The sequence below is a fragment of the Pectobacterium peruviense genome (genome assembly GCF_003312355.2).
Taxonomy (GTDB): Bacteria; Pseudomonadota; Gammaproteobacteria; order Enterobacterales; family Enterobacteriaceae; genus Pectobacterium; species Pectobacterium peruviense.
The window spans coordinates 514,444-539,004 of sequence record NZ_CP161826.1; the positions used below are offsets into that span (position 1 = coordinate 514,444).

26 protein-coding genes, 1 tRNA gene and 3 rRNA genes are annotated in these 24,561 nt (G+C 48.7%); 24 read left to right on the top strand and 6 right to left on the bottom strand.

Translation table 11 applies throughout. The features are described 5' to 3' along the window. From rplR to DUT67_RS02420, 12 genes are all read left to right on the top strand, one after another. Positions 1-354, top strand: coding sequence for a 50S ribosomal protein L18 (rplR, locus tag DUT67_RS02365; protein ID WP_005970258.1), 354 nt, complete (start codon positions 1-3; stop codon positions 352-354). Positions 355-368: 14 nt separating this feature from the next. Beyond that, entirely contained in the window at positions 369-869 is a 501-nt protein-coding gene (rpsE, locus tag DUT67_RS02370) for a 30S ribosomal protein S5 (protein ID WP_113628035.1), read from the top strand. A 6-nt stretch (positions 870-875) separates the two neighbouring features. After that, positions 876-1,055, top strand: a complete 180-nt coding sequence (gene rpmD, locus DUT67_RS02375; RefSeq protein ID WP_004846568.1) for a 50S ribosomal protein L30 — start codon at positions 876-878, stop codon at positions 1,053-1,055. 3 nt (positions 1,056-1,058) lie between these two features. Next, positions 1,059-1,493, top strand: coding sequence for a 50S ribosomal protein L15 (gene rplO, locus DUT67_RS02380; RefSeq protein WP_011095501.1), 435 nt, complete (start codon positions 1,059-1,061; stop codon positions 1,491-1,493). Positions 1,494-1,500: 7 nt separating this feature from the next. Further along, positions 1,501-2,832: a preprotein translocase subunit SecY gene (gene secY / locus DUT67_RS02385; protein ID WP_005970255.1), complete on the top strand. Its 1,332-nt coding sequence runs from the start codon at positions 1,501-1,503 to the stop codon at positions 2,830-2,832. Positions 2,833-2,865: 33 nt separating this feature from the next. After that, positions 2,866-2,982 (top strand): 50S ribosomal protein L36, encoded by a 117-nt coding sequence (gene rpmJ, locus DUT67_RS02390; protein ID WP_002227352.1) that lies wholly within the window; start codon positions 2,866-2,868, stop codon positions 2,980-2,982. Positions 2,983-3,128: 146 nt separating this feature from the next. Then, complete coding sequence (rpsM, locus tag DUT67_RS02395) at positions 3,129-3,485, top strand: 30S ribosomal protein S13 (protein WP_011095499.1); 357 nt, start codon at positions 3,129-3,131, stop codon at positions 3,483-3,485. Between the two features lie 16 nt (positions 3,486-3,501). Beyond that, complete coding sequence (gene rpsK, locus DUT67_RS02400) at positions 3,502-3,891, top strand: 30S ribosomal protein S11 (RefSeq protein ID WP_002919257.1); 390 nt, start codon at positions 3,502-3,504, stop codon at positions 3,889-3,891. A 30-nt stretch (positions 3,892-3,921) separates the two neighbouring features. Further along, on the top strand, positions 3,922-4,542 hold the full coding sequence (gene rpsD, locus DUT67_RS02405; RefSeq protein WP_005970249.1) for a 30S ribosomal protein S4: 621 nt from the start codon (positions 3,922-3,924) through the stop codon (positions 4,540-4,542). Between the two features lie 25 nt (positions 4,543-4,567). Further along, on the top strand, positions 4,568-5,557 hold the full coding sequence (rpoA, locus tag DUT67_RS02410) for a DNA-directed RNA polymerase subunit alpha (protein ID WP_005970247.1): 990 nt from the start codon (positions 4,568-4,570) through the stop codon (positions 5,555-5,557). A 40-nt stretch (positions 5,558-5,597) separates the two neighbouring features. Next, positions 5,598-5,990 carry a 50S ribosomal protein L17 gene (gene rplQ, locus DUT67_RS02415; RefSeq protein WP_005970246.1) on the top strand — a complete coding sequence of 131 codons (393 nt, stop codon included), beginning with the start codon at positions 5,598-5,600 and terminating at the stop codon, positions 5,988-5,990. Positions 5,991-6,198: 208 nt separating this feature from the next. Further along, positions 6,199-6,411 (top strand): alternative ribosome-rescue factor A, encoded by a 213-nt coding sequence (locus tag DUT67_RS02420; protein ID WP_113628034.1) that lies wholly within the window; start codon positions 6,199-6,201, stop codon positions 6,409-6,411. A gap of 30 nt (positions 6,412-6,441) precedes the next feature. Here the strand turns inward: DUT67_RS02420 and mscL are convergent, their stop codons facing one another. The 5 genes from mscL to def all read right to left on the bottom strand — a co-directional run bounded on the left by mscL (position 6,442) and on the right by def (position 11,217). Further along, on the bottom strand, positions 6,442-6,852 hold the full coding sequence (gene mscL, locus DUT67_RS02425) for a large-conductance mechanosensitive channel protein MscL (RefSeq protein WP_113632079.1): 411 nt from the start codon (positions 6,850-6,852) through the stop codon (positions 6,442-6,444). A 91-nt stretch (positions 6,853-6,943) separates the two neighbouring features. Beyond that, on the bottom strand, positions 6,944-8,320 hold the full coding sequence (gene trkA, locus DUT67_RS02430) for a Trk system potassium transporter TrkA (RefSeq protein ID WP_010304922.1): 1,377 nt from the start codon (positions 8,318-8,320) through the stop codon (positions 6,944-6,946). A gap of 56 nt (positions 8,321-8,376) precedes the next feature. Beyond that, a complete protein-coding gene (gene rsmB, locus DUT67_RS02435) occupies positions 8,377-9,666 on the bottom strand; it encodes a 16S rRNA (cytosine(967)-C(5))-methyltransferase RsmB (protein WP_113628032.1) in 1,290 nt (429 codons plus the stop codon). Positions 9,667-9,733: 67 nt separating this feature from the next. Continuing rightward, positions 9,734-10,681 (bottom strand): methionyl-tRNA formyltransferase, encoded by a 948-nt coding sequence (gene fmt / locus DUT67_RS02440; RefSeq protein WP_113628031.1) that lies wholly within the window; start codon positions 10,679-10,681, stop codon positions 9,734-9,736. A 23-nt stretch (positions 10,682-10,704) separates the two neighbouring features. Then, positions 10,705-11,217: a peptide deformylase gene (gene def, locus DUT67_RS02445; RefSeq protein ID WP_048262659.1), complete on the bottom strand. Its 513-nt coding sequence runs from the start codon at positions 11,215-11,217 to the stop codon at positions 10,705-10,707. Between the two features lie 128 nt (positions 11,218-11,345). Between def and dprA the strand changes: the two genes are divergently transcribed. Genes dprA through DUT67_RS02475 form a run of 6 tightly spaced genes read left to right on the top strand, consistent with a single transcriptional unit; the run spans position 11,346 to position 15,153 of the window. Then, a complete protein-coding gene (gene dprA / locus DUT67_RS02450) occupies positions 11,346-12,467 on the top strand; it encodes a DNA-protecting protein DprA (protein WP_113628030.1) in 1,122 nt (373 codons plus the stop codon). Further along, positions 12,439-12,912, top strand: a complete 474-nt coding sequence (gene smg / locus DUT67_RS02455) for a DUF494 family protein Smg (protein ID WP_113628029.1) — start codon at positions 12,439-12,441, stop codon at positions 12,910-12,912. Before dprA ends, smg begins: the two co-directional genes overlap by 29 nt. 20 nt (positions 12,913-12,932) lie before the next feature. Next, entirely contained in the window at positions 12,933-13,490 is a 558-nt protein-coding gene (locus tag DUT67_RS02460; protein WP_113628028.1) for a type I DNA topoisomerase, read from the top strand. Beyond that, positions 13,483-14,052: an L-threonylcarbamoyladenylate synthase type 1 TsaC gene (gene tsaC, locus DUT67_RS02465; RefSeq protein ID WP_113628027.1), complete on the top strand. Its 570-nt coding sequence runs from the start codon at positions 13,483-13,485 to the stop codon at positions 14,050-14,052. Before DUT67_RS02460 ends, tsaC begins: the two co-directional genes overlap by 8 nt. 19 nt (positions 14,053-14,071) lie before the next feature. After that, on the top strand, positions 14,072-14,899 hold the full coding sequence (aroE, locus tag DUT67_RS02470) for a shikimate dehydrogenase (protein ID WP_113628026.1): 828 nt from the start codon (positions 14,072-14,074) through the stop codon (positions 14,897-14,899). Beyond that, complete coding sequence (locus tag DUT67_RS02475) at positions 14,896-15,153, top strand: DUF1488 domain-containing protein (RefSeq protein WP_113628025.1); 258 nt, start codon at positions 14,896-14,898, stop codon at positions 15,151-15,153. Before aroE ends, DUT67_RS02475 begins: the two co-directional genes overlap by 4 nt. Here DUT67_RS02475 and DUT67_RS02480 read toward each other — a convergent pair. Next, complete coding sequence (locus DUT67_RS02480; RefSeq protein WP_113628024.1) at positions 15,138-15,686, bottom strand: gamma carbonic anhydrase family protein; 549 nt, start codon at positions 15,684-15,686, stop codon at positions 15,138-15,140. The two genes, DUT67_RS02475 and DUT67_RS02480, sit on opposite strands and share 16 nt — an antisense overlap. A gap of 490 nt (positions 15,687-16,176) precedes the next feature. On the opposite strand from DUT67_RS02480, the gene DUT67_RS02485 reads away from it, so the two are divergent. The 6 genes from DUT67_RS02485 to aceB all read left to right on the top strand — a co-directional run bounded on the left by DUT67_RS02485 (position 16,177) and on the right by aceB (position 24,544). Then, positions 16,177-17,719, top strand: a 16S ribosomal RNA gene (locus tag DUT67_RS02485). A 142-nt stretch (positions 17,720-17,861) separates the two neighbouring features. Further along, positions 17,862-17,937, top strand: a tRNA-Glu gene (locus tag DUT67_RS02490). Positions 17,938-18,165: 228 nt separating this feature from the next. Then, positions 18,166-21,071 (top strand): 23S ribosomal RNA (locus tag DUT67_RS02495). A 129-nt stretch (positions 21,072-21,200) separates the two neighbouring features. After that, a 5S ribosomal RNA gene (gene rrf / locus DUT67_RS02500) occupies positions 21,201-21,316 on the top strand. Together the 16S, 23S and 5S rRNA genes with 1 tRNA gene alongside form the textbook arrangement of a ribosomal RNA operon. A 413-nt stretch (positions 21,317-21,729) precedes the next feature. Next, complete coding sequence (gene metA / locus DUT67_RS02505; protein ID WP_048262648.1) at positions 21,730-22,659, top strand: homoserine O-succinyltransferase; 930 nt, start codon at positions 21,730-21,732, stop codon at positions 22,657-22,659. A 286-nt stretch (positions 22,660-22,945) separates the two neighbouring features. Then, a complete protein-coding gene (gene aceB / locus DUT67_RS02510) occupies positions 22,946-24,544 on the top strand; it encodes a malate synthase A (protein ID WP_113633207.1) in 1,599 nt (532 codons plus the stop codon). Positions 24,545-24,561: the final 17 nt, after the last annotated feature.

Below are 24,561 nucleotides of genomic sequence, written 5' to 3' on the forward strand. Positions count from 1 at the left end.
ATGGATAAGAAAGCAGCTCGTATCCGTCGTGCGACCCGCGCACGCCGCAAGCTCCAGGAACTGGGTGCGACGCGTCTGGTGGTACATCGTACTCCACGCCATATTTATGCGCAGGTCATCGCACCGAACGGTTCTGAAGTCCTGGTAGCCGCTTCTACTGTAGAAAAAGCTATCGCTGAACAACTGAAGTCGACTGGCAACAAAGACGCTGCAACCGCAATAGGTAAAGCTATTGCAGAACGCGCGTTAGAAAAAGGCATCAAGAATGTCTCTTTCGACCGTTCCGGTTTCCAATATCATGGTCGAGTCCAAGCACTGGCAGATGCTGCCCGTGAAGCTGGCCTTCAGTTCTAAGGTAGAGGTGTAAGATGGCTCACATCGAGAAACAAGCTGGCGAACTGCAGGAAAAGCTGATCGCGGTAAATCGCGTATCTAAAACCGTTAAGGGTGGCCGTATTTTCAGCTTCACCGCACTGACAGTAGTGGGTGATGGCAACGGTCGCGTTGGTTTTGGTTACGGTAAAGCTCGCGAAGTTCCAGCAGCGATCCAGAAAGCGATGGAAAAAGCCCGTCGCAATATGATGAATGTCGCGCTGAACAACGGCACCCTGCAGCACCCGGTTAAAGGTGCTCACACGGGTTCTCGTGTGTTCATGCAGCCAGCTTCCGAAGGTACCGGTATTATTGCCGGTGGCGCAATGCGCGCCGTTTTGGAAGTTGCAGGGGTTCACAACGTATTGGCTAAAGCCTATGGTTCCACTAACCCGATTAACGTGGTTCGTGCAACGATTGATGGCTTGGCCAGCATGAAGTCCCCGGAAATGGTCGCTGCCAAGCGTGGTAAATCCGTTGAAGAAATTCTGGGGTAATTGACCGTGGCAAAGACTATTAAAATCACTCAAACCCGTAGTGCAATCGGTCGTCTGCCGAAACATAAGGCGACACTGCTTGGCCTGGGTCTGCGTCGTATTGGTCATACTGTTGAACGTGAGGATACTCCTGCGGTTCGTGGTATGGTCAACGCGGTTTCCTACATGGTTAAAGTGGAGGAGTAACAGATGCGTTTAAATACTCTGTCTCCGGCCGAAGGTGCTAAACATGCACCGAAGCGTTTAGGTCGAGGTATCGGTTCTGGCCTGGGCAAAACTGGCGGTCGTGGTCACAAAGGTCAGAACTCTCGTTCTGGTGGTGGCGTACGTCGTGGTTTTGAAGGTGGTCAGATGCCTTTATACCGTCGTCTGCCGAAGTTTGGTTTTACTTCTCGTAAAGCAATGATCACGTCAGAAGTTCGTTTGTCTGATCTTGCTAAAGTAGAAGGCGACGTAGTTGACCTGAATACGCTGAAAGCCGCTAATGTTATTGGCATTCAGATTGAATTCGCGAAAGTGATTCTGTCTGGTGAAGTTGCTCGTCCGGTAACGATTCGTGGTCTGCGTGTCACTAAAGGTGCTCGTGCTGCTATCGAAGCTGCTGGCGGTAAAATTGAGGAATAAGTAGCAGATGGCTAAGCAACCAGGATTAGATTTTCAGAGTGCTAAAGGCGGAGTTGGTGAACTGAAGCGCAGACTTTTGTTTGTTATCGGTGCGCTAATTGTTTTCCGTATTGGCTCTTTTATCCCGATTCCTGGTATTGATGCCACTGTGCTTGCCAAATTGCTTGAACAGCAGCGAGGCACCATCATTGAAATGTTTAACATGTTCTCTGGTGGTGCTCTCAGCCGTGCTTCTATCTTTGCTCTGGGTATTATGCCGTATATTTCGGCATCGATTATTATCCAGTTGCTGACGGTGGTTCATCCCGCCTTGGCTGAAATAAAGAAAGAAGGGGAAGCTGGCCGTCGTAAGATCAGCCAGTATACCCGCTACGGTACCTTGGTATTGGCTATATTCCAGTCGATCGGTATTGCTACCGGTTTGCCAAATATGCCTGGAATGCAAGACCTAGTTATAAACCCTGGTTTTGCTTTCTACTTTACCGCTGTTGTAAGCCTAGTTACTGGGACAATGTTCCTGATGTGGCTGGGAGAACAGATTACGGAGCGCGGTATCGGTAACGGTATCTCGATCATAATCTTTGCTGGTATTGTTGCGGGTCTACCGCCGGCCATTGGCCATACCATCGAGCAAGCTCGGCAAGGCGACCTGCACTTCCTCCTGTTGCTGTTGGTTGCAGTTTTAGTGTTTGCAGTAACCTTCTTCGTTGTTTTCATTGAGCGTGGTCAACGTCGTATCGTCGTTAATTATGCAAAACGTCAACAAGGTCGTCGTGTTTATGCAGCACAGAGTACGCATTTACCGCTGAAAGTGAATATGGCTGGGGTTATCCCAGCGATCTTTGCTTCCAGTATTATTCTGTTCCCTGCCACGATTGCATCCTGGTTTGGGGGCGGTACCGGTTGGAACTGGCTGACAACTATTTCGCTGTATTTGCAGCCCGGACAACCGCTTTATGTGTTACTCTATGCGTCTGCAATCATCTTCTTCTGTTTCTTCTACACTGCGTTGGTTTTCAATCCGCGTGAAACAGCAGATAACCTGAAGAAGTCCGGTGCATTCGTGCCAGGAATTCGTCCGGGAGAGCAAACGGCGAAATATATCGATAAAGTAATGACTCGCCTAACTCTGATTGGTGCGATGTATATTACTTTTATCTGCCTGATCCCGGAGTTTATGCGTGACGCAATGAAAGTGCCTTTCTATTTCGGGGGTACATCTTTATTGATCGTTGTTGTCGTCATCATGGACTTTATGGCTCAAGTGCAAACTCTGATGATGTCGAGTCAATATGAGTCTGCATTGAAGAAAGCAAACCTGAAAGGCTATAACCGTTAATTAGGTGAGCTTGAGAAGTTACGGAGAGTAAAAATGAAAGTTCGTGCTTCCGTCAAGAAATTATGTCGTAACTGTAAGATTGTTAAGCGTAACGGTGTCGTTCGTGTGATCTGCAGTGCCGAACCGAAGCATAAACAGCGTCAAGGCTGATTATCTCGCATATTTTTCTTGCAAAGTTGGATTGAGCTGGCTAGATTAGCCAGCCAATCTTTTGTATGTAGCTGCAACATTATTTGAGTATCCTGAAAACGGGCTTTTCAGAATGGTGTTGCTGTATAAAATTGTAGGAGTGCATAGTGGCCCGTATAGCAGGCATTAACATTCCTGATCATAAACATACCGTTATTGCGTTAACGTCAATTTTCGGTATCGGTAAAACTCGGTCGCAGGCTATTTGTGCTGCAACAGAGATTGCCGAAAATGTTAAGATCAGTGAGCTGTCTGAAGAGCAAATCGATAAGCTGCGTGACGAAGTTGCCAAGTTTGTTGTAGAAGGTGACCTGCGTCGTGAAGTTACCCTGAGCATCAAGCGTCTTATGGACCTTGGTACTTATCGTGGTTTGCGTCATCGTCGTGGTCTGCCGGTTCGCGGTCAGCGTACCAAGACTAACGCCCGTACCCGTAAGGGTCCGCGCAAACCGATCAAGAAATAATCGGGGTGATTGAATAATGGCAAAGGCACCTATTCGTGCACGTAAGCGTGTAAGAAAGCAAGTCTCTGACGGTGTGGCTCATATCCATGCTTCTTTCAACAACACCATCGTAACCATTACTGATCGTCAGGGTAATGCGCTGGGGTGGGCAACTGCCGGTGGTTCCGGCTTCCGTGGTTCTCGTAAATCTACGCCGTTCGCTGCTCAAGTAGCTGCAGAACGTTGCGCAGAGGCCGTGAAAGAATACGGTATTAAGAACCTGGAAGTTATGGTTAAAGGACCTGGTCCGGGCCGTGAGTCTACTATCCGCGCATTGAACGCGGCTGGTTTCCGCATCACTAATATTACTGATGTGACTCCGATCCCTCATAACGGTTGTCGTCCGCCGAAAAAGCGCCGCGTATAACGCCGCTTTTAGGATTGTTGGAGAAAGAAAATGGCAAGATATTTGGGTCCTAAGCTCAAGCTGAGCCGTCGTGAAGGCACCGACCTGTTTCTGAAGTCTGGTGTTCGTGCGATCGATTCCAAGTGTAAAATTGAACAAGCTCCTGGCCAGCACGGTGCGCGTAAACCGCGTCTGTCTGACTATGGTGTACAGTTGCGTGAAAAGCAAAAAGTTCGCCGTATCTACGGTGTGCTAGAGCGTCAGTTCCGTAACTATTATAAAGAAGCAGCACGTCTGAAAGGCAACACAGGTGCAAACCTGCTGCAACTGCTTGAAGGTCGTCTGGATAACGTTGTTTATCGTATGGGTTTTGGTGCTACTCGCGCTGAATCACGTCAGATGGTAAGCCACAAAGCTATCATGGTAAACGGTCGCGTTGTTAGCATCGCTTCTTATCAGGTATCCCCGAATGACGTAGTCAGCATCCGTGAGAAAGCGAAAAAGCAATCTCGCGTGAAAGCCGCTCTGGAGCTGGCTGAACAGCGTGAAAAGCCAACTTGGCTGGAAGTTGATGCTGCCAAGATGGAAGGTGTGTTCAAACGTATTCCTGAACGTACCGATCTGTCTGCGGACATTAATGAACACCTGATCGTCGAGCTTTACTCCAAGTAAAGCTTAGTACCAAAGAGAGGACACAATGCAGGGTTCTGTGACAGAGTTTCTAAAACCGCGCCTGGTTGATATCGAGCAAGTGAGTTCGACGCACGCCAAGGTGACCCTTGAGCCATTAGAGCGAGGCTTCGGCCATACTCTTGGCAACGCACTGCGCCGTATTCTGCTTTCATCCATGCCAGGTTGCGCGGTGACCGAGGTTGAGATTGATGGTGTACTGCATGAGTACAGCACCAAAGAAGGCGTACAGGAAGATATCCTGGAAATCCTGCTCAACCTGAAAGGGCTGGCGGTGAGAGTTCAAGGTAAAGATGAAGTTATTCTTACCCTGAATAAATCTGGCATTGGCCCTGTGACTGCAGCCGATATCATCCATGATGGTGATGTCGAAATCGTCAAGCCGCAGCACCTAATTTGCCACCTGACCGATGAAAACGCATCTATTAGTATGCGTATCAAAGTTCAACGTGGTCGTGGTTATGTGCCGGCATCTGCCCGTATTCATACGGAAGAAGATGAGCGCCCAATTGGTCGTCTGTTAGTTGATGCTTGCTACAGCCCTGTAGAGCGTATTGCCTACAATGTTGAAGCAGCTCGCGTAGAACAGCGTACTGACTTGGACAAGCTAGTCATCGAAATGGAAACCAATGGCACGATCGATCCTGAAGAGGCGATCCGCCGTGCGGCTACCATTCTGGCTGAACAACTTGAAGCTTTTGTTGACTTACGTGATGTTCGTCAGCCAGAAGTTAAAGAAGAAAAACCAGAATTCGATCCGATCCTGCTGCGCCCTGTTGACGATCTGGAATTGACTGTCCGCTCTGCTAACTGCCTTAAGGCAGAAGCTATCCACTACATCGGTGATCTGGTACAGCGTACCGAGGTTGAGCTGCTCAAAACGCCTAACCTGGGTAAAAAATCTCTTACTGAGATTAAAGACGTACTGGCTTCCCGTGGTCTTTCTCTGGGCATGCGCCTAGAAAACTGGCCACCTGCAAGTATTGCTGATGAGTAACCAGATCACAGGTTAAGGTTTTACTGAGAAGGATAAGGTCATGCGCCATCGTAAGAGTGGTCGTCAACTGAACCGTAACAGCAGCCATCGTCAGGCTATGTTCCGTAACATGGCTAGTTCTTTGGTTCGTCATGAAATCATCAAGACGACCCTGCCGAAAGCGAAAGAGCTGCGTCGCGTTGTTGAACCGCTGATTACTCTTGCCAAGACCGACAGCGTTGCTAATCGTCGTCTGGCATTCGCCCGTACTCGTGATAACGAGATCGTGGCAAAACTGTTTAATGAACTGGGCCCGCGTTTCGCGAGCCGTGCCGGTGGTTACACTCGTATTCTGAAGTGTGGCTTCCGTGCTGGTGACAATGCGCCGATGGCATACATCGAGCTCGTTGATCGCTCAGTTTCTCAAACAGAAGAAGTAGCTACTGCAGAGTAATCTGTAAGAGCGTGAAAAAACCGGGGAAACCCGGTTTTTTTATATCTGAAATAAACTACGTTTTCGCAAGATCATGCATGGTAAGAAATTGCCTGTATCTGAATAAGTGGAAAAACACATACCTATCTGTTCTCATCCATCGATTTGGGCTATATACTCAGCACGTTTTATTTATGCACATACCATATCGATTCTATTAGGAGTGATGATGACCACATACCGCCATAAGCGTGGGAAAATTCAGGACAATGCCATTGAGGCACTGCTACATGACCCACTGTTTCGCCAACGAATCGAAGTGAATGAAAAAGGGAAAGGAAGTTATCGTAGAAAAGACAAACATATGAAGAAAGGTAGTTGGGAGGCCAGTGGTAAGCAATCAAATGATTATTTACCACTGGCCTTTCTACTTTCTGCGTAATACAGCTGTGCTTGAAGGGAAATTCAATTTTTACTGTTTGTGTTTTTCTTTAAGCAAATCGCGAATTTCAGCTAATAGCTTCTCTTCAGCACTCGGCTTCGGTGGTGCAGCTGGTGTATCTTCCTGTTTACGGCGCATTTTATTCATAAGCTTTATGGCTATAAAAATCGCGAAAGCGACGATGACAAAGTCAAAAATGTTCTGGATAAAAGCACCATAGTTCATGATAACGGCAGGAATTTCGCCTTGAGCGTCACGAAGAATAAGGCTGAATTGTTTAAAATCGACACCACCAATCAAAAGTCCAAGTGGCGGCATAATAATATCTGATACCAGAGAGGAAACAATTTTGCCGAAAGCGGCACCAATAATGACACCCACGGCCAAATCGACAACATTGCCACGCATGGCAAACTCTCTGAATTCTTTGATGATGCTCATATCCGTTCTCCTTGCCAAAAATATAAATTAATTCTAACCAATAGCTGTAACTTTGCCAGATTATCTGGTTGGCAGTGAATTTGTTCCTACATTACAAAAAGAAGGGGCTTGGTTGAAATAACCGTTCAACATCAGGCACAAATTTTTTGTCAGCCAAGAACATGATGACATGATCGCCTTGCTCAATTTTGCTATTTGCGTTGGCAATAATGACGTCATCACCGCGAACAATTGCTCCGATGGTGGTACCTGGTGGAAGCTTAATGTCTTCAATCATTCTGCCGACGACTTTCGATGTGCCTTCGTCACCATGGGCGATCGCTTCGATCGCTTCGGCTACACCTCGGCGTAAAGAGGATACGCTAACGATGTCTGCCTTACGCACGTGGCTGAGTAACGCAGAAATTGTCGCCTGCTGTGGTGAGATTGCGACATCAATGACACTGCCCTGAACCAGATCGACATAAGCTCGGCGCTGGATGAGCACCATTACTTTTTTCGCGCCCATGCGTTTAGCCAGCATTGCTGACATAATATTTGCTTCATCATCGTTGGTAATAGCGATGAATACATCGATCTGCTCGATATGTTCTTCGGCGAGAAGCTCTTGATCTGAGGCATCGCCATGAAACACTACTGTATTTTGCAGAAGTTCAGCCAACTCCACCGCCCGGTCTGCATTTCGTTCTATCAGCTTGATGCTGTAATCTTTTTCTAACCGCTGTGCCAATCCTGCACCGACGTTCCCACCACCAACGATCATGATCCTTTTATACGGTTTTTCAAGGCGTTGCAATTCGCTCATTACTGCACGAATATGCTGAGAAGCGGCGACAAAAAACACCTCGTCACCCGCTTCGATTATGGTAGAACCTTGTGGACGAATTGGACGGTCGTGGCGGAAAATGGCTGCAACTCGGGTATCCACGTGGGGAATATGTTCACGTAGAGAGGTGAGTGCATTACCGACCAATGGGCCACCATAGTAGGCATTAACAGCGGCAAGGCTCACTTTGCCTTCAGCGAAGTTGACGACCTGAAGTGCTCCGGGATATTCGATCAGCTTGTAAATGTTATCGATCACCAACTGCTCTGGGGAGATAAGGTGATCGATGGGGACGGCTTCTGGTAAAAATAGCTGCTCTGATTCACGAATATATTCAGCAGCACGAATGCGTGCAATCCGATTTGGTGTTTTGAAAAGAGAATAAGCGATTTGGCACGCTACCATATTCGTTTCATCTGAATTGGTAACTGCAACCAGCATATCTGCATCTTCCGCTCCTGCTTCGCGCAGCACACGCGGATGAGAGGCATAGCCTGTAACGACACGTAGATCAAACTTATCCTGAAGTTGGCGTAACCGATTTGCATCAGTATCAACGACAGTGATGTCATTGTTTTCACCCGCTAGGTTTTCCGCCAGTGTTCCGCCGACCTGACCCGCGCCAAGAATGATAATTTTCATAATAAGCCATGCCGTCTATTGATTGCCGCTTGTTGCAGACAATACTGGGTTCAATATCAGTTTTTTACCAGCTTCGCATAAAAGAAACCATCACCGCCATCAGCATGAGGGAGCATCTGTATACCCGGCATTTCACTTGTACCGGTATCAACAAGTGCTGCATCGGCATGGCGAGACAGGAAATCCGTAACTTGTTGGGCATTTTCTTGCGGCAGAATTGAGCAGGTGGCATAAACCATCGTGCCACCTGTTTTGAGGTGTGGCCAAATGGCATCAAGAATCTCTTTTTGCAGTGCAACTAATTCTTCGATGTCTCTGTCTCGGCGTAGCCATTTAATATCAGGATGACGACGAATTACTCCAGTAGCGGAACAAGGGGCGTCCAACAGAATGCGATCAAATACACGTCCTTCGCACCATGAGTCGGGGTAACGTCCATCGCCTTGTTTGACTTCAGCATGCATTTGTAGCCGAAGTAAGTTTTCTTTTACTCGGCCTAAGCGTGTTTCATCAACATCGACAGCGAGCACATGAGATTTTGGTGCTGCCTCTAAAATGTGTGTCGTTTTTCCACCTGGAGCGGCGCAGAGATCGAGGATCTGCTCACCATCTTGTGGATCAAGCCAATAGACGCAGCCTTGGGCTGAAGCATCCTGTACGGTAGCCCACCCTTGTGAAAATCCTGGCAATTGTTCGACGGCACATGGAGAAGCAAGCCGTATCGCATCGCTGTATTCGGTATGAGGAAATGCTTCGATTCCTTCTTGCACCAACAGGTTTAAATACGCTTCTCGCGTATGGTGTAACCGATTCACGCGTAGCCACATCGGAGGGCGTTGATTATTTGCCTCAGCGATGTCTTTCCAGTTATTTGGATAGGCATGCTCAATACGGGCTAACAGCCAGCTTGGGTGCAAGTAGTGAGACGAGTGAGTTGCTTCACGCTGAATGAGTTCTTCCTGCTGGCGCTGGAATTGGCGTAATACGCCGTTAATCAGCCCCTTGAGTTGTGGCCTTTTTAACGCCACGGCGCCTTCTACTGTTTCTGCCAGAGCAGCATGTGGCGGGATTCGCGTATAGTGCAGTTGGTAGATGCCGACCATGATGAGGTAATGCAACGTGCGTTGTTTGCCCGTTAGGGGCTTAGCCATCAGTTGTTGGATACACCATTCCAATTGCGGTAAAACGCGTAATACGCCGAAGCAAAGCTCTTGTAAAAGAGCGCGATCTTTATCGGAAACGTCACGCTGATGAACAGGCAATAAGGCGCTGAGCGATTGCCCCTGATCCAGAACTTGTCCCACCACTTTTGCGGCAATACTGCGTAGGTTGTATGAGCTTTTCATGTGTTAGCGATGACGTATACGTAAAAGGGAGAGGATATACCGGCATGACGCCGGTATGAAAAATAGATTAGTTCAGTGTATTACCGGGAACGAACCACTCACGGCGTGAGTTGAGTAGATCCTGCGCACTCATTACTTTCTTGCCTGCGGGCTGTAATTCCTGAATATTCAAAATGCCATTGGCGGTTGCTACCTGAATACCCTGCTTATCTGCCTGTAGGATTGTGCCTGGCTGTGAGTCATGTGCTTTGGCGATGACCTCAGCTTTCCAGACTTTCACCGGTTGTTCATCCACGATAAAATAGCTGACTGGCCAAGGATTAAAAGCACGAATACAGCGCTCAAGCTGCTCGGCAGATAGCTGCCAGTTTAGACGGGCTTCTTCTTTGCTGAGCTTTTCTGCATAGGTGGCAAGAGCATCGTTTTGTGCTTCAGCGACAGTGCTGCTATCTGCAAGCAGTTCCAGCGTTTCTAATAAGCCGCGCGGGCCCAGCTCAGCAAGTTTACCGTACAGCGTTGCGCTAGTATCCTGTGGCAGGATGGGGCACGCAATTTTGTGTAGCATCGCGCCCGTATCGAGTCCAACGTCCATTTGCATGATCGTCACGCCCGTTTCACTATCTCCTGCCCACAATGCACGTTGTATCGGCGCAGCTCCACGCCAGAGAGGCAGTAAAGAACCGTGTACATTAATGCAGCCAAGGCGAGGCATGGATAGCACAGGCTGCGGCAAAATTAAGCCGTAAGCGACAACAACCATAACATCGGCATCTAACGCTTCAACCATTGCCTGATTTTCTGCTGGTCGCAGAGATTTAGGCTGGAAAACGGGGATGTTATGTTGCTCTGCCAGCACTTTTACCGGGCTTGGTGTGAGCTTGTTACCTCTACCGGCTGGTCGGTCAGGCTGTGTGAAAACGCCAACGATCTCATGCTCTGATGATAAAAGTGCGTCAAGGTGACGCGCTGCAAAATCAGGGGTTCCGGCAAAGATGATACGTAAAGAATCAGACACGGTGCTTCCTGTCAGGATGAAAATTATCGGGGCCGGCTATTCTGCTTAGCTAGTTTTTCCAGTTTTTGACGAATGCGCTGGCGTTTAAGCGGGGAAAGGTAATCGATAAACAATTTCCCAACCAGGTGGTCCATTTCATGCTGAATGCAAATGGCAAGTAGCTCGCTTGCTTCAAGTTCGAACGGTTTACCTTCACGATCCAATGCGCGAACTTTTACATGCTCTGCACGAGGAACCAGCGCTCGAGTTTCAGGGATCGACAAGCAACCCTCTTCGATGCCCGTATCGCCGCTCTTTTCAATCAGCTCGGGATTGATCAGCACCAGCCGTTGATCCCGCTCTTCAGAGACGTCAATAACAATAATGCGTTGATGAATGTCCACTTGTGTCGCGGCCAAGCCGATACCTTCTTCTTCGTACATGGTATCGAACATATCATCCACGATACGTTGAATATCTGCATTGACTTCTTTTACGGGTTGCGCAGTGATGCGGAGCCGCTCGTCTGGAAAATGTAATACCTGCAAAACTGACATATATGTTTAGATCTGTATCTGAATAGTGAGAGAGCTTTAGTGCCCATTCTAGACATTTCCTGCCTCGATTGACAGCATCAGCACCGAATTGCACCACTAATCGGAACAGAGCAGCATGAGGGACGCGGATGCTATCAACGGAAATCTGGCTACGCATGACGGGCGTGCGGCACTTAGGTGTCAGGCGCCTTCGAACTATTGTCAAAAAGCTGATTGATTTAAATACGTTCGATAACGAGACTTTGGGGGCGTTAGGTCTGTCTGATGCTCAAATAGCACAATTTTGTACCTATGATCGCAGGATCCTGGAAGACACACTCAACTGGTTGTCCCATCCCAATCATCATATCGTGACGTGCGAAGATGCCCTTTATCCCTTTCTGTTAAGTAATATTCGTGATTTTCCGCTGTTGCTCTTTATCTCTGGTTCTCCTGAGTTATTGGCATCGCCACAAATATCGATTATTGGTAGCCGGGGTAGTAGTGCTTACGGTGAACGCTGGGGATGCTTTTTCGCCCAAGAGCTTGCCGCGAATGAACTTACAGTAACAAGCGGACTAGCAATTGGTATCGACGGCATTGCTCATCGTGCCGCTTTGGATTCGGGAGGAAAAACAATTGCAGTGCTGGGAAGCGGACTGAGGGATATTTATCCCAAGCGTCACGTCAAGCTTGCCGAGCGTATTTGTGGCGATGGTGGTGCTTTGGTCTCAGAATTCCCCCTCGCTATGCCGCCTTTCCCAACCAACTTCCCTAGAAGAAACCGAATCATTAGCGGGCTAGGGCTGGGAGTTTTGGTCATTGAAGCATCTATCCGCAGTGGGTCATTGGTTACCGCGCGTTACGCACTGGAGCAAGGACGGGAGGTTTTTGCTCTGCCGGGGCCTATCGGTAACCCTATGACGGAGGGAACACACTGGTTAATCCAGCAAGGGGCCAGTCTGGTTACACATCCGAAGGATATTCTTGAACAGTTGGTGAGTGAATTACAGTGGCTACCAACGGAAAGTGGGCAAACTATTTCTAACGAAGAAGAGGATGGCGAATTGCCATTTGCCGACGTGTTGGCTAACGTAGGAGATGAGGTTACACCTGTTGATGTTGTCGCTGAACGTGCCGGCCAACCTGTGCCAGAGATAGTCATTAAGCTATTAGAGCTGGAGTTAGCAGGATGGATCGCAGCAGTACCCGGCGGCTATGTCCGATTAAGGAGGGCAAGCCATGTTCGACGTACTCATGTACTTGTTTGAGAGTTATATCCACAATGAAACTGAAATACGTGTCGATCAGGATACGTTAACTGATGACCTCACCCGCGCTGGATTTCATCGTAACGATATCTATAGCGCGTTGAGTTGGCTGGAAAAATTAGCCGATATTCAGGAAGGGCAGACTGCGCCGCTTTATTTGGCGAGCGATCCTCTGGCTATGCGCATCTATACGCAGGATGAAGCGTTGCGTCTTGATGCGGAATGTCGTGGTTTTTTATTGTTTCTTGAGCAAATTCAGGTTCTGAATCTTGAAACGCGGGAAATGATTATTGAACGCGTGATGGCGTTGGATACGCAGGAGTTTGATCTGGAAGATCTGAAGTGGGTCATTCTCATGGTGCTTTTCAATGTGCCAGGTTGTGAGAATGCCTATCAGCAAATGGAAGAATTACTTTTTGAGGTCAATGACGGTTATGTGCAATAGCCAGAGGAATAACAGTTCGAATGGTTAAGCCTGCACTGTTTGCTGAAAAAAAACAGGAAATATGTCCAGACTGTGGGTCAGCGCTGGTTATCCGTTCTGGTCGGCATGGTCCATTCCTTAGCTGCTCTGCGTATCCAGAATGTGAGTTCATTCGCCCGTTAAAAGCGCAAGCTGATGGGCATATTGTCAAAGTGTTGGATGGGCAGCAATGTCCGCTTTGTCAGTCGACATTGGTACTACGGCAAGGCCGCTATGGAATGTTCATCGGCTGTGGCAATTATCCTGAATGCCACCATACCGAGACTATAGATCGCCCTGATGAAACGGCGATTCGATGCCCACAATGTAATGAAGGCACGCTGTTACAGCGTAAATCTCGCTACGGTAAGGTGTTTCATTCTTGCGATCGCTATCCCGATTGCCAGTTTACGTTAAACCATAAGCCGGTAGCGGGTGTATGCCCTTCTTGCCATTACGCTTTATTGTTTGAGAAAAAGACGGCACAAGGCACTAAGCTATTTTGTGCGAGTAAATCATGTGGAAAACCGATAGCAGCAGAAGTTGATAAGAATGAATGACGTGTCTGATGAACTACTAGTTCCCATTTTGCGGGAGTTACATAATGAACAGGTTATTGCGTACCCGACTGAAGCGGTATTTGGGTTGGGGTGCGATCCTGATAGTGAAGTGGCGGTTAATCGCCTGCTGGCGTTGAAACAACGTCCCTGGCAAAAAGGACTGATCCTTATTGCGGCAGATTTTAGCCAATTGGTGCCTTACATTGATGACAGCGCGTTATCCGATGAGCAGAAGGCTATGATGTTTTCCACATGGCCAGGTCCGGTTACTTGGGTATTACCCGCAAAACCTACAGCGCCGCAGTGGTTAACGGGGCAATTCTCCTCGCTTGCGGTACGCGTTAGTGACCATTCATTAGTTAAGGAACTGTGCCAGCGCTACGGTAAACCATTGGTGTCGACCAGTGCCAATTTAAGCGGTCAGCCCCCTTGCCGTACTGCTCAGGAAGTCTCTCTTCAGTTTGGCGATGATTTCCCTGTGCTAGTTGGGGACGTCGGTGGAAGAATGAATCCATCAGAAATTAGGGATGTATTAACAGGCGAGCTCATTCGTCAGGGGTAACGGCAAGGTGGAGGGGAACGTGTCTGAAGTAACGTCTTTTGCGGTTTTTGGCAATCCGATTGCGCATAGTAAATCACCTCGCATACACGAGCTATTTGCGGCGCAGACGGGGATAACGTTGACCTACCAGCGCGTGTTAGCGCCTCTGGATAATTTTGAGCAGATGCTGCGTCAGTATTTTCACGATGGTGCTGGTGGCGCAAATGTGACTGCGCCCTTTAAAGAGCGAGCCTTTGCCGAGGCCGATGAGCTTAGCGAATGTGCTGCGCTTGCGGGGGCGGTTAATACATTGAAGAGACTGAGCAACGGCCGCCTGTTTGGTGATAATACTGATGGCATCGGTTTGCTCAGCGATCTACAACGATTAGCGTTGGTAAAACCTCTGGATCGTGTTTTGCTCGTTGGTGCTGGTGGTGCGGCACGTGGAGTTATCCAACCTTTACTGGCCTATGGTTGTACTGTTGTGTTGACGAATAGGACTTTTTCCAAGGCTGATGCATTAGCGAAGATTTTCTGTGATATCGGTGATATTCAAGCTATTGCTCTTGACGATCTGCATGGCAAGTCTTTCGATCTGATCATTAACGCAACATCTTCTGGGATGTACGACAGTATTCCTAACTTACCGCCAGAACTCATTTCTTCGGAAACGAGCTGTTATGACATGTTTTATTTACCGCAACTCACACCCTTTTTGTCATGGTGCGTACAAAAGGGGGCTGTCCATTATGCAGATGGTTTGGGAATGCTGGTGGGGCAAGCGGCACATGCGTTTAAACTTTGGCATGGTGTGATGCCGGACGTGGAACCAGTGATTGGTTTACTGAAGCAGGATCTCGCTAAATGAATCAGGCGATCCAGTTCCCAGATCGTGAAAGTTGGGATGATAAGGTAATGGCGATCCGCTTTCCTGTTTTAGTAAATGGCTTTCTGCAGGAATGTCTAGTGAGCGCAGAGCAGCTCCAGCGACGTTATGGCGGTGATAGCCCCGAACAGTGGCTGGCGCTGTTCAGGGAACATCAATGGGATCTTGAAGATGAATTGGAAAAAATGATCATTGCTGAAGAATGGGATGATGAGGGCTATTACTCATTATCCTGAGCAAGGTATTCATCTTTCCAACGAACATAGTTATTGGCCGAGTAAACCAGTCCCTCTATTTCTTCTTGTGTCAGTGGCCGAATTTTCTTCACTGGGCTGCCAACGTATAGATGTCCCTTCTCTAAGCGTTTTCCAGGCGGGACCAAACTGCCAGCACCAATCATGACATCATCCTCGACAACGACGCCATCGAGGAGTATTGACCCCATTCCGACCAGAACCCGATTTCCTATTTGGCAACCGTGCAGCATTGCTTTATGGCCCACAGTGACATCTTCCCCAATAATAAGTGGGTTACCTTCAGGTTTTTTCTCTGAACAGTGGGTGATATGAAGCACTGATCCATCCTGGATATTACTCCTGGCACCAATAGTGATGTAGTTAACATCGCCGCGTATGGCGACAAGAGGCCAGATACCGACATCATTGCCTAGTGTTACCTTGCCAATCACCACGCTGGAATGATCGACCATGACTCTTTCACCTAAAATGGGCGAGATACCGTTATAACGACGGAATGTTTTTGCACTCATCGACAACCTCACAGTTATTTACCACATGCTGATTATTCGCATTAACAAACAAAATATCGACAGATATGCGGCTGCGGCAACTGAAAAATGGCATGGATCGAATAAGATCTCATCGAAAGGGTCGAAAAACATGCGAATAGAAAAAAAGATCAAGAAAGTTGTTGTGTAACGAAAACGGATCCCTATAATGCGCCTCCATCAACACGGCGATGTGAACACACAACCGGGTCGATAAAGAAAGAGAAAACGCTTTAAAATAAACGTTGACTCTGAAGGTGATAAGCGTAACATACGCCACCTCGCGAAGCGGATAAGACCGCATCGCACTGCTCTTTAACAATATAATCAGACAATCTGTGTGGGCACTCACAAGACCGTATCTTAACGATATAAAAAGTCTTGAAGAGTGAACAACAGTGAAATTCATTACGAATAAACAGTTTTAATTCTTTGAGCATCGCTGACGAGTTCAGCAAATCAAACAAATCTTAAATTGAAGAGTTTGATCATGGCTCAGATTGAACGCTGGCGGCAGGCCTAACACATGCAAGTCGAGCGGTAGCACAGAAGAGCTTGCTCTTCGGGTGACGAGCGGCGGACGGGTGAGTAATGTCTGGGAAACTGCCTGATGGAGGGGGATAACTACTGGAAACGGTAGCTAATACCGCATAACGTCTTCGGACCAAAGAGGGGGACCTTCGGGCCTCTTGCCATCAGATGTGCCCAGATGGGATTAGCTAGTAGGCGGGGTAATGGCCCACCTAGGCGACGATCCCTAGCTGGTCTGAGAGGATGACCAGCCACACTGGAACTGAGACACGGTCCAGACTCCTACGGGAGGCAGCAGTGGGGAATATTGCACAATGGGCGCAAGCCTGATGCAGCCATGCCGCGTGTGTGAAGAAGGCCTTCGGGTTGTAAAGCACTTTCAGCGGGGAGGAAGGCAGTAAGGTTAATAACCTTGCTGATTGACGTTACCCGCAGAAGAAGCACCGGCTAACTCCGTGCCAGCAGCCGCGGTAATACGGAGGGTGCAAGCGTTAATCGGAATGACTGGGCGTAAAGCGCACGCAGGCGGTCTGTTAAGTTGGATGTGAAATCCCCGGGCTTAACCTGGGAACTGCATTCAAAACTGACAGGCTAGAGTCTTGTAGAGGGGGGTAGAATTCCAGGTGTAGCGGTGAAATGCGTAGAGATCTGGAGGAATACCGGTGGCGAAGGCGGCCCCCTGGACAAAGACTGACGCTCAGGTGCGAAAGCGTGGGGAGCAAACAGGATTAGATACCCTGGTAGTCCACGCTGTAAACGATGTCGACTTGGAGGTTGTGCCCTTGAGGCGTGGCTTCCGGAGCTAACGCGTTAAGTCGACCGCCTGGGGAGTACGGCCGCAAGGTTAAAACTCAAATGAATTGACGGGGGCCCGCACAAGCGGTGGAGCATGTGGTTTAATTCGATGCAACGCGAAGAACCTTACCTACTCTTGACATCCAGAGAATTTGCTAGAGATAGCTTAGTGCCTTCGGGAACTCTGAGACAGGTGCTGCATGGCTGTCGTCAGCTCGTGTTGTGAAATGTTGGGTTAAGTCCCGCAACGAGCGCAACCCTTATCCTTTGTTGCCAGCGCGTAATGGCGGGAACTCAAAGGAGACTGCCGGTGATAAACCGGAGGAAGGTGGGGATGACGTCAAGTCATCATGGCCCTTACGAGTAGGGCTACACACGTGCTACAATGGCGTATACAAAGAGAAGCGACCTCGCGAGAGCAAGCGGACCTCATAAAGTACGTCGTAGTCCGGATTGGAGTCTGCAACTCGACTCCATGAAGTCGGAATCGCTAGTAATCGTAGATCAGAATGCTACGGTGAATACGTTCCCGGGCCTTGTACACACCGCCCGTCACACCATGGGAGTGGGTTGCAAAAGAAGTAGGTAGCTTAACCTTCGGGAGGGCGCTTACCACTTTGTGATTCATGACTGGGGTGAAGTCGTAACAAGGTAACCGTAGGGGAACCTGCGGTTGGATCACCTCCTTACCAAAAAAAGATGTGTGTTACGTGAAGTGCTCACACAGATTGTCTGATGAAAATACTGAGCAAGCGCACCTGTTGATGTCATGAGTGTAGACTCATGCTGACGCGATAGTGCCGGATTTTTAATTCGGTACGGATTTTTCGTGTCCCCATCGTCTAGAGGCCTAGGACACTGCCCTTTCACGGCTGTAACAGGGGTTCGAATCCCCTTGGGGACGCCAATCCGATAATGAGTGAAAGACATTATCACCAAATATCTTAAAGATGATTCTTTGGAGTCATGTTTACGATATTGCTCTTTAACAATCTGGAACAAGCTGAAAATTGAAACATGACAGCTGAACATACAGGACTGCCTTCGGGTAGGTCGTGATGAGTCAGTCTGTCAATGAGTCTCTCAAATAATCGCAGCGCGATGATGAATCGAAAGAAACATCTTCGGGTTGTGAGGTTAAGCGACTAAGCGTACACGGTGGATGCCTAGGCAGTCAGAGGCGATGAAGGGCGTGCTAATCTGCGATAAGCGTCGGTAAGCTGATATGAAGCGTTATACCCGACGATACCCGAATGGGGAAACCCAATGTGTTTCGACACATTATCATGACATGAATACATAGTGTCATGAGGCGAACCGGGGGAACTGAAACATCTCAGTACCCCGAGGAAAAGAAATCAACCGAGATTCCCCTAGTAGCGGCGAGCGAACGGGGAGGAGCCCAGAACCTGAATCAGTTTGTGTGTTAGTGGAAGCGTCTGGAAAGTCGCACAGTAAAGGGTGATAGTCCCGTACACAAAAATGCACAAGTTGTGAGTTCGATGAGTAGGGCGGGACACGTGACATCCTGTCTGAATATGGGGGGACCATCCTCCAAGGCTAAATACTCCTGACTGACCGATAGTGAACCAGTACCGTGAGGGAAAGGCGAAAAGAACCCCGGCGAGGGGAGTGAAATAGAACCTGAAACCGTGTACGTACAAGCAGTGGGAGCCTACTAGTTGGGTGACTGCGTACCTTTTGTATAATGGGTCAGCGACTTATATTCTGTAGCAAGGTTAACCGTATAGGGGAGCCGCAGGGAAACCGAGTCTTAACTGGGCGTTAAGTTGCAGGGTATAGACCCGAAACCCGGTGATCTAGCCATGGGCAGGTTGAAGGTTGGGTAACACTAACTGGAGGACCGAACCGACTAATGTTGAAAAATTAGCGGATGACTTGTGGCTGGGGGTGAAAGGCCAATCAAACCGGGAGATAGCTGGTTCTCCCCGAAAGCTATTTAGGTAGCGCCTCGTGAACTCATCTTCGGGGGTAGAGCACTGTTTCGGCTAGGGGGTCATCCCGACTTACCAACCCGATGCAAACTACGAATACCGAAGAATGTTATCACGGGAGACACACGGCGGGTGCTAACGTTCGTCGTGAAGAGGGAAACAACCCAGACCGCCAGCTAAGGTCCCAAAGTCATGGTTAAGTGGGAAACGATGTGGGAAGGCACAGACAGCCAGGATGTTGGCTTAGAAGCAGCCATCATTTAAAGAAAGCGTAATAGCTCACTGGTCGAGTCGGCCTGCGCGGAAGATGTAACGGGGCTAAACCATGCACCGAAGCTGCGGCAGCGACACTTAGGTGTTGTTGGGTAGGGGAGCGTTCTGTAAGCCGTTGAAGGTGGCCTGTGAGGGTTGCTGGAGGTATCAGAAGTGCGAATGCTGACATAAGTAACGATAATGCGGGTGAAAAACCCGCACGCCGGAAGACCAAGGGTTCCTGTCCAACGTTAATCGGGGCAGGGTGAGTCGACCCCTAAGGCGAGGCTGAAAAGCGTAGTCGATGGGAAACAGGTTAATATTCCTGTACTCGGTGTTACTGCGAAGGGGGGACGGAGAAAGCTAGGTTATCCGGGCGACGGTTGTCCCGGTTTAAGCGTGAAGGTGGATGACTTAGGTAAATCCGGGTCATTGTTAACACTGAGGCGTGATGACGAGTCACTACGGTGATGAAGTAACCGATGCTACGCTTCCAGGAAAAGCCTCTAAGCTCCAGGTAACATCAAATCGTACCCCAAACCGACACAGGTGGTCAGGTAGAGAATACTCAGGCGCTTGAGAGAACTCGGGTGAAGGAACTAGGCAAAATGGTGCCGTAACTTCGGGAGAAGGCACGCTCCTGTCGGTGAAGTCCCTTGCGGATGGAGCTGGCGGGAGTCGCAGATACCAGCTGGCTGCAACTGTTTAATAAAAACACAGCACTGTGCAAACACGAAAGTGGACGTATACGGTGTGACGCCTGCCCGGTGCCGGAAGGTTAATTGATGGGGTCAGCCGCAAGGCGAAGCTCTTGATCGAAGCCCCGGTAAACGGCGGCCGTAACTATAACGGTCCTAAGGTAGCGAAATTCCTTGTCGGGTAAGTTCCGACCTGCACGAATGGCGTAATGATGGCCAGGCTGTCTCCACCCGAGACTCAGTGAAATTGAACTCGCTGTGAAGATGCAGTGTACCCGCGGCAAGACGGAAAGACCCCGTGAACCTTTACTATAGCTTGACACTGAACCTTGAGCCTTGATGTGTAGGATAGGTGGGAGGCTTTGAAGCGAGGACGCCAGTTCTTGTGGAGCCAACCTTGAAATACCACCCTTTAATGTTTGATGTTCTAACGTAGACCCGTAATCCGGGTTGCGGACAGTGTCTGGTGGGTAGTTTGACTGGGGCGGTCTCCTCCCAAAGAGTAACGGAGGAGCACGAAGGTTAGCTAATCCTGGTCGGACATCAGGAGGTTAGTGCAAAGGCATAAGCTAGCTTGACTGCGAGAGTGACAGCTCGAGCAGGTGCGAAAGCAGGTCTTAGTGATCCGGTGGTTCTGAATGGAAGGGCCATCGCTCAACGGATAAAAGGTACTCCGGGGATAACAGGCTGATACCGCCCAAGAGTTCATATCGACGGCGGTGTTTGGCACCTCGATGTCGGCTCATCACATCCTGGGGCTGAAGTAGGTCCCAAGGGTATGGCTGTTCGCCATTTAAAGTGGTACGCGAGCTGGGTTTAGAACGTCGTGAGACAGTTCGGTCCCTATCTGCCGTGGGCGTTGGAAGATTGAGAGGGGTTGCTCCTAGTACGAGAGGACCGGAGTGAACGCACCACTGGTGTACGGGTTGTGATGCCAATTGCATTGCCCGGTAGCTAAGTGCGGAAGAGATAACCGCTGAAAGCATCTAAGCGGGAAACTTGCCTCGAGATGAGTCTTCCCTGGGCACTAGATGCCCCTGAAGGGCCGTTGAAGACGACGACGTAGATAGGCTGGGTGTGTAAGCGTAGCGATACGTTGAGCTAACCAGTACTAATGACCCGAGAGGCTTAACCTTACAACACCGAAGATGTTTTGGTGTGATGAAAGACTCATATAAAACGAAATTCAGCTTGTTCAAAGATTGGTTCTGATGGTTGTGCGAGCGCGTAAGCAGTGCATAACGGTTGGGATGAAACAGAATTTGCCTGGCGGCGATAGCGCGGTGGTCCCACCTGACCCCATGCCGAACTCAGAAGTGAAACGCCGTAGCGCCGATGGTAGTGTGGGGTCTCCCCATGTGAGAGTAGGGAACTGCCAGGCATCAAATACGTGGAAAGCCTCTGTCGAAAGACAGGGGCTTTTTGCTATGGAGAATCTGGGGGATGTTTGGAGCGCTTAGATTGATGCAACTGGTTCAGTAGCACCACGATATTGCTTATCTACGCTCTGAAAATGAATGATGTGGAATTTCTCCAGTAGAGGAACGGATACTTCAGGAAATAACGGTTATGAGCTGCCGTAAATCCAGGCTTATTGTTATTTCTGGTTATGTCCCCTGAATAATCCTGGCGCACTTAAACGTATCCAGCAGAAGTAGTGCTGATGATGTAGAGCGTGTTTCGTGAAACATTTTCACCTTATGCGTTGAGCACTCGACATTAGTACAAAAACTCGCTATCTTCGGGCATCTGGATGTCTAAACGTTTAAACGTATGCTTTGAGGATATAAGGTTATGCCAATTCGGGTTCCTGATGAGTTACCAGCTGTTAATTTTCTGCGTAATGAGAACGTCTTTGTCATGACGTCCTCGCGTGCTAAAACGCAGGAAATTCGTCCACTCAAAGTGCTGGTTCTGAACCTGATGCCTAAGAAGATTGAGACTGAAAACCAGTTTTTGCGTCTGCTGTCCAATTCTCCCCTACAGATCGATATCCAACTGCTACGTATCGATAGCCGTGAATCAAAGAATACGCCAACCGAGCATTTGAATAACTTCTACTGCAATTTTGATGACATCCAGGACGAAAACTTTGATGGCTTGATTGTTACTGGTGCTCCGCTGGGGTTAGTCGATTTTTGTGATGTCGTTTATTGGCCGCAGATCGCGCGAGTCATCGAATGGGCAAAAGAGCATGTTACATCCACATTATTCGTGTGTTGGGCTGTACAGGCTGCTCTCAATATCCTTTACGGTATCCCCAAGATGACTCTGAAGGAAAAGCTGTCCGGTGTTTACTTGCATCAAACGTTACAACCCCACGCTTTGCTGACCCGCGGCTTTGATGAAACGTTTCTGGCTCCACATTCTCGCTATGCAGATTTTCCGGCTGATGTGATTCGGCAGCATACGGATTTGGATATTCTGGTTGAGTCGGAGCAGGCGGGTGCCTATCTGTTTGCCAGTAAAGATAAACGTCTGGCGTTCGTTACCGGGCATCCCGAATATGACGTTCTGACGCTGGCAGGAGAGTTTTTCCGTGATTGTGATGCTGGGTTGGATCCGACTGTCCCGGTTAACTATTTCCCAGACGACAATCCTGAACTGGAACCGAAAGCGAGCTGGCGTAGCCATGGGCATCTGCTTTTTGTTAACTGGCTGAATTACTACGTTTATCAGATTACGCCTTACGATTTGCGCAAAATGAATCCTACGCTGGACTAACTCTCATCTTGATCCTTTTCTCTGAGGCACCTTTAAGGGTGCCTTTCTTTTTTGTGCCAACTCATTCCGTGTTTATTAGTTAGTGAAAGTAATTTCTCTTCTTTTTTAATTTTAATCTTCAATTTTATTATGTAGTTAATTCGATTTTTTTATAAAAATGGAAATTGTTTTTGATTTTGTATTTTCTTGTATTACGCTTAATCCTGTCGGCTAAGAAATATACATACTGGTTTGCCGATCCGGCGGTTGTTGATGAATGAAGCGGAATCTTGAAAAGGAACCACGAATGATGCAGCAGACGATAAACAGAGAGTTGGCGTTTAGTCAGCGTTTTGGCGAAGGTGAGAAGCATATTCTTACGGAAGAGGCGATTGATTTCCTAACGGAGTTGGTTGCACATTTCACTCCTGCGCGTAATCAATTACTTGCCGAACGACAGGTGCAGCAGCGCAATATTGATCAGGGCAAGCTACCTGATTTTATTTCAGAAACGGCTTCCATTCGAGATAAGGCATGGACGATTCGCGGCATTCCCGATGACCTTCAGGATCGCCGTGTTGAAATTACTGGCCCGGTTGAACGCAAGATGGTGATCAACGCATTGAATGCCAACGTGAAGGTTTTCATGGCGGACTTTGAGGATTCTCTGTCACCGGGATGGGAAAAGGTGATTGATGGGCAAATCAACTTACGCGATGCCGTTCGCGGTACGATTTCCTACATCAATGAAACAGGAAAAATCTACCAACTGCAACCCAATCCTGCTGTATTGATTTGCCGCGTGCGCGGGTTGCATTTGCCTGAAAAACACGTGTCCTGGCAGGGGGAAGCCATTCCCGGCAGCCTGTTTGATTTCGCGCTGTATTTTTTCCACAACTACCAGGAACTGCTGAAGAAAGGTAGCGGTCCTTATTTCTATTTGCCAAAGATGCAGTCATGGCAGGAAGCGGCCTGGTGGAACGATGTTTTCTGCTATACCGAAGATCGCTTTGATCTTCCACGTGGGACGATCAAAGCCACGGTATTGATTGAAACGCTGCCTGCCGTTTTCCAGATGGATGAGATCCTCTACCACTTACGTGATCATATCGTTGGACTGAATTGTGGTCGTTGGGATTATATTTTCAGCTATATCAAAACATTAAAGAACCATAGCGATCGCGTTCTGCCCGATCGTCAGTCTGTGACGATGGAAAAACCCTTCCTTAGCGCTTACTCGCGGCTGTTGATCAAAACCTGCCATCGCCGTGGCGCGTTCGCTATGGGCGGGATGGCAGCGTTCATTCCGAGTAAGGATGCAGAGCGTAATAATTGGGTATTGGATAAGGTATGTAAAGACAAGCAGTTGGAAGCGAACAATGGTCACGATGGCACGTGGGTCGCTCATCCGGGACTGGCAGATGCTGTGATGGAGGTGTTCGATCGGGCGTTAGGTGAGCGCAAGAATCAGCTCGACATCAGCCGTGAACACGATGCGCTCATTCGTGCCGAGGAATTGCTGGAACCCTGCCCGGGAGAGCGCACGGAAACCGGTATGCGCGCGAATATCCGTGTTGCCGTGCAGTACATCGAAGCGTGGATATCCGGCAATGGCTGCGTCCCGATTTATGGGTTGATGGAAGACGCCGCGACAGCTGAAATTTCCCGCACCTCTATCTGGCAATGGATTCGCCACGGCAAGACGTTGAGTGATGGTCGAGTGATCACCAAAGCGCTGTTCCGCCAGATGCTGGCTGAAGAGATGTTTGTGATTCAGGAGGAATTAGGTGATGCCCGTTTTAGCGGAGGGCGCTTTGATGAGGCAGCTCGGCTGATGGAACAAATCACTACGCAAGATGAACTGATCGACTTCCTGACGCTACCCGGCTACGCATTGCTTGATTAATCCTGACCAATAATAAA

Excerpts from the sequence above, each read along its gene's own strand:
- aceB (WP_113633207.1), top strand. The coding sequence starts at position 22,946 with ATGATGCAGCAGACGATAAACAGAGAGTTGGCGTTTAGTCAGCGTTTT.
- rpoA (WP_005970247.1), top strand. The coding sequence starts at position 4,568 with ATGCAGGGTTCTGTGACAGAGTTTCTAAAACCGCGCCTGGTTGATATC.
- smg (WP_113628029.1), top strand. The coding sequence starts at position 12,439 with ATGTTCGACGTACTCATGTACTTGTTTGAGAGTTATATCCACAATGAA.
- rpmJ (WP_002227352.1), top strand. The coding sequence starts at position 2,866 with ATGAAAGTTCGTGCTTCCGTCAAGAAATTATGTCGTAACTGTAAGATT.
- dprA (WP_113628030.1), top strand. The coding sequence starts at position 11,346 with ATGCTATCAACGGAAATCTGGCTACGCATGACGGGCGTGCGGCACTTA.
- mscL (WP_113632079.1), bottom strand. The coding sequence starts at position 6,852 with ATGAGCATCATCAAAGAATTCAGAGAGTTTGCCATGCGTGGCAATGTT.
- rpsE (WP_113628035.1), top strand. The coding sequence starts at position 369 with ATGGCTCACATCGAGAAACAAGCTGGCGAACTGCAGGAAAAGCTGATC.
- DUT67_RS02460 (WP_113628028.1), top strand. The coding sequence starts at position 12,933 with ATGGTTAAGCCTGCACTGTTTGCTGAAAAAAAACAGGAAATATGTCCA.
- trkA (WP_010304922.1), bottom strand. The coding sequence starts at position 8,320 with ATGAAAATTATCATTCTTGGCGCGGGTCAGGTCGGCGGAACACTGGCG.
- rplQ (WP_005970246.1), top strand. The coding sequence starts at position 5,598 with ATGCGCCATCGTAAGAGTGGTCGTCAACTGAACCGTAACAGCAGCCAT.
- rplO (WP_011095501.1), top strand. The coding sequence starts at position 1,059 with ATGCGTTTAAATACTCTGTCTCCGGCCGAAGGTGCTAAACATGCACCG.
- secY (WP_005970255.1), top strand. The coding sequence starts at position 1,501 with ATGGCTAAGCAACCAGGATTAGATTTTCAGAGTGCTAAAGGCGGAGTT.
- DUT67_RS02475 (WP_113628025.1), top strand. The coding sequence starts at position 14,896 with ATGAATCAGGCGATCCAGTTCCCAGATCGTGAAAGTTGGGATGATAAG.
- def (WP_048262659.1), bottom strand. The coding sequence starts at position 11,217 with ATGTCAGTTTTGCAGGTATTACATTTTCCAGACGAGCGGCTCCGCATC.
- rplR (WP_005970258.1), top strand. The coding sequence starts at position 1 with ATGGATAAGAAAGCAGCTCGTATCCGTCGTGCGACCCGCGCACGCCGC.
- rpsD (WP_005970249.1), top strand. The coding sequence starts at position 3,922 with ATGGCAAGATATTTGGGTCCTAAGCTCAAGCTGAGCCGTCGTGAAGGC.
- rpsK (WP_002919257.1), top strand. The coding sequence starts at position 3,502 with ATGGCAAAGGCACCTATTCGTGCACGTAAGCGTGTAAGAAAGCAAGTC.
- DUT67_RS02480 (WP_113628024.1), bottom strand. The coding sequence starts at position 15,686 with ATGAGTGCAAAAACATTCCGTCGTTATAACGGTATCTCGCCCATTTTA.
- DUT67_RS02420 (WP_113628034.1), top strand. The coding sequence starts at position 6,199 with ATGACCACATACCGCCATAAGCGTGGGAAAATTCAGGACAATGCCATT.
- tsaC (WP_113628027.1), top strand. The coding sequence starts at position 13,483 with ATGAATGACGTGTCTGATGAACTACTAGTTCCCATTTTGCGGGAGTTA.
- rsmB (WP_113628032.1), bottom strand. The coding sequence starts at position 9,666 with ATGAAAAGCTCATACAACCTACGCAGTATTGCCGCAAAAGTGGTGGGA.
- metA (WP_048262648.1), top strand. The coding sequence starts at position 21,730 with ATGCCAATTCGGGTTCCTGATGAGTTACCAGCTGTTAATTTTCTGCGT.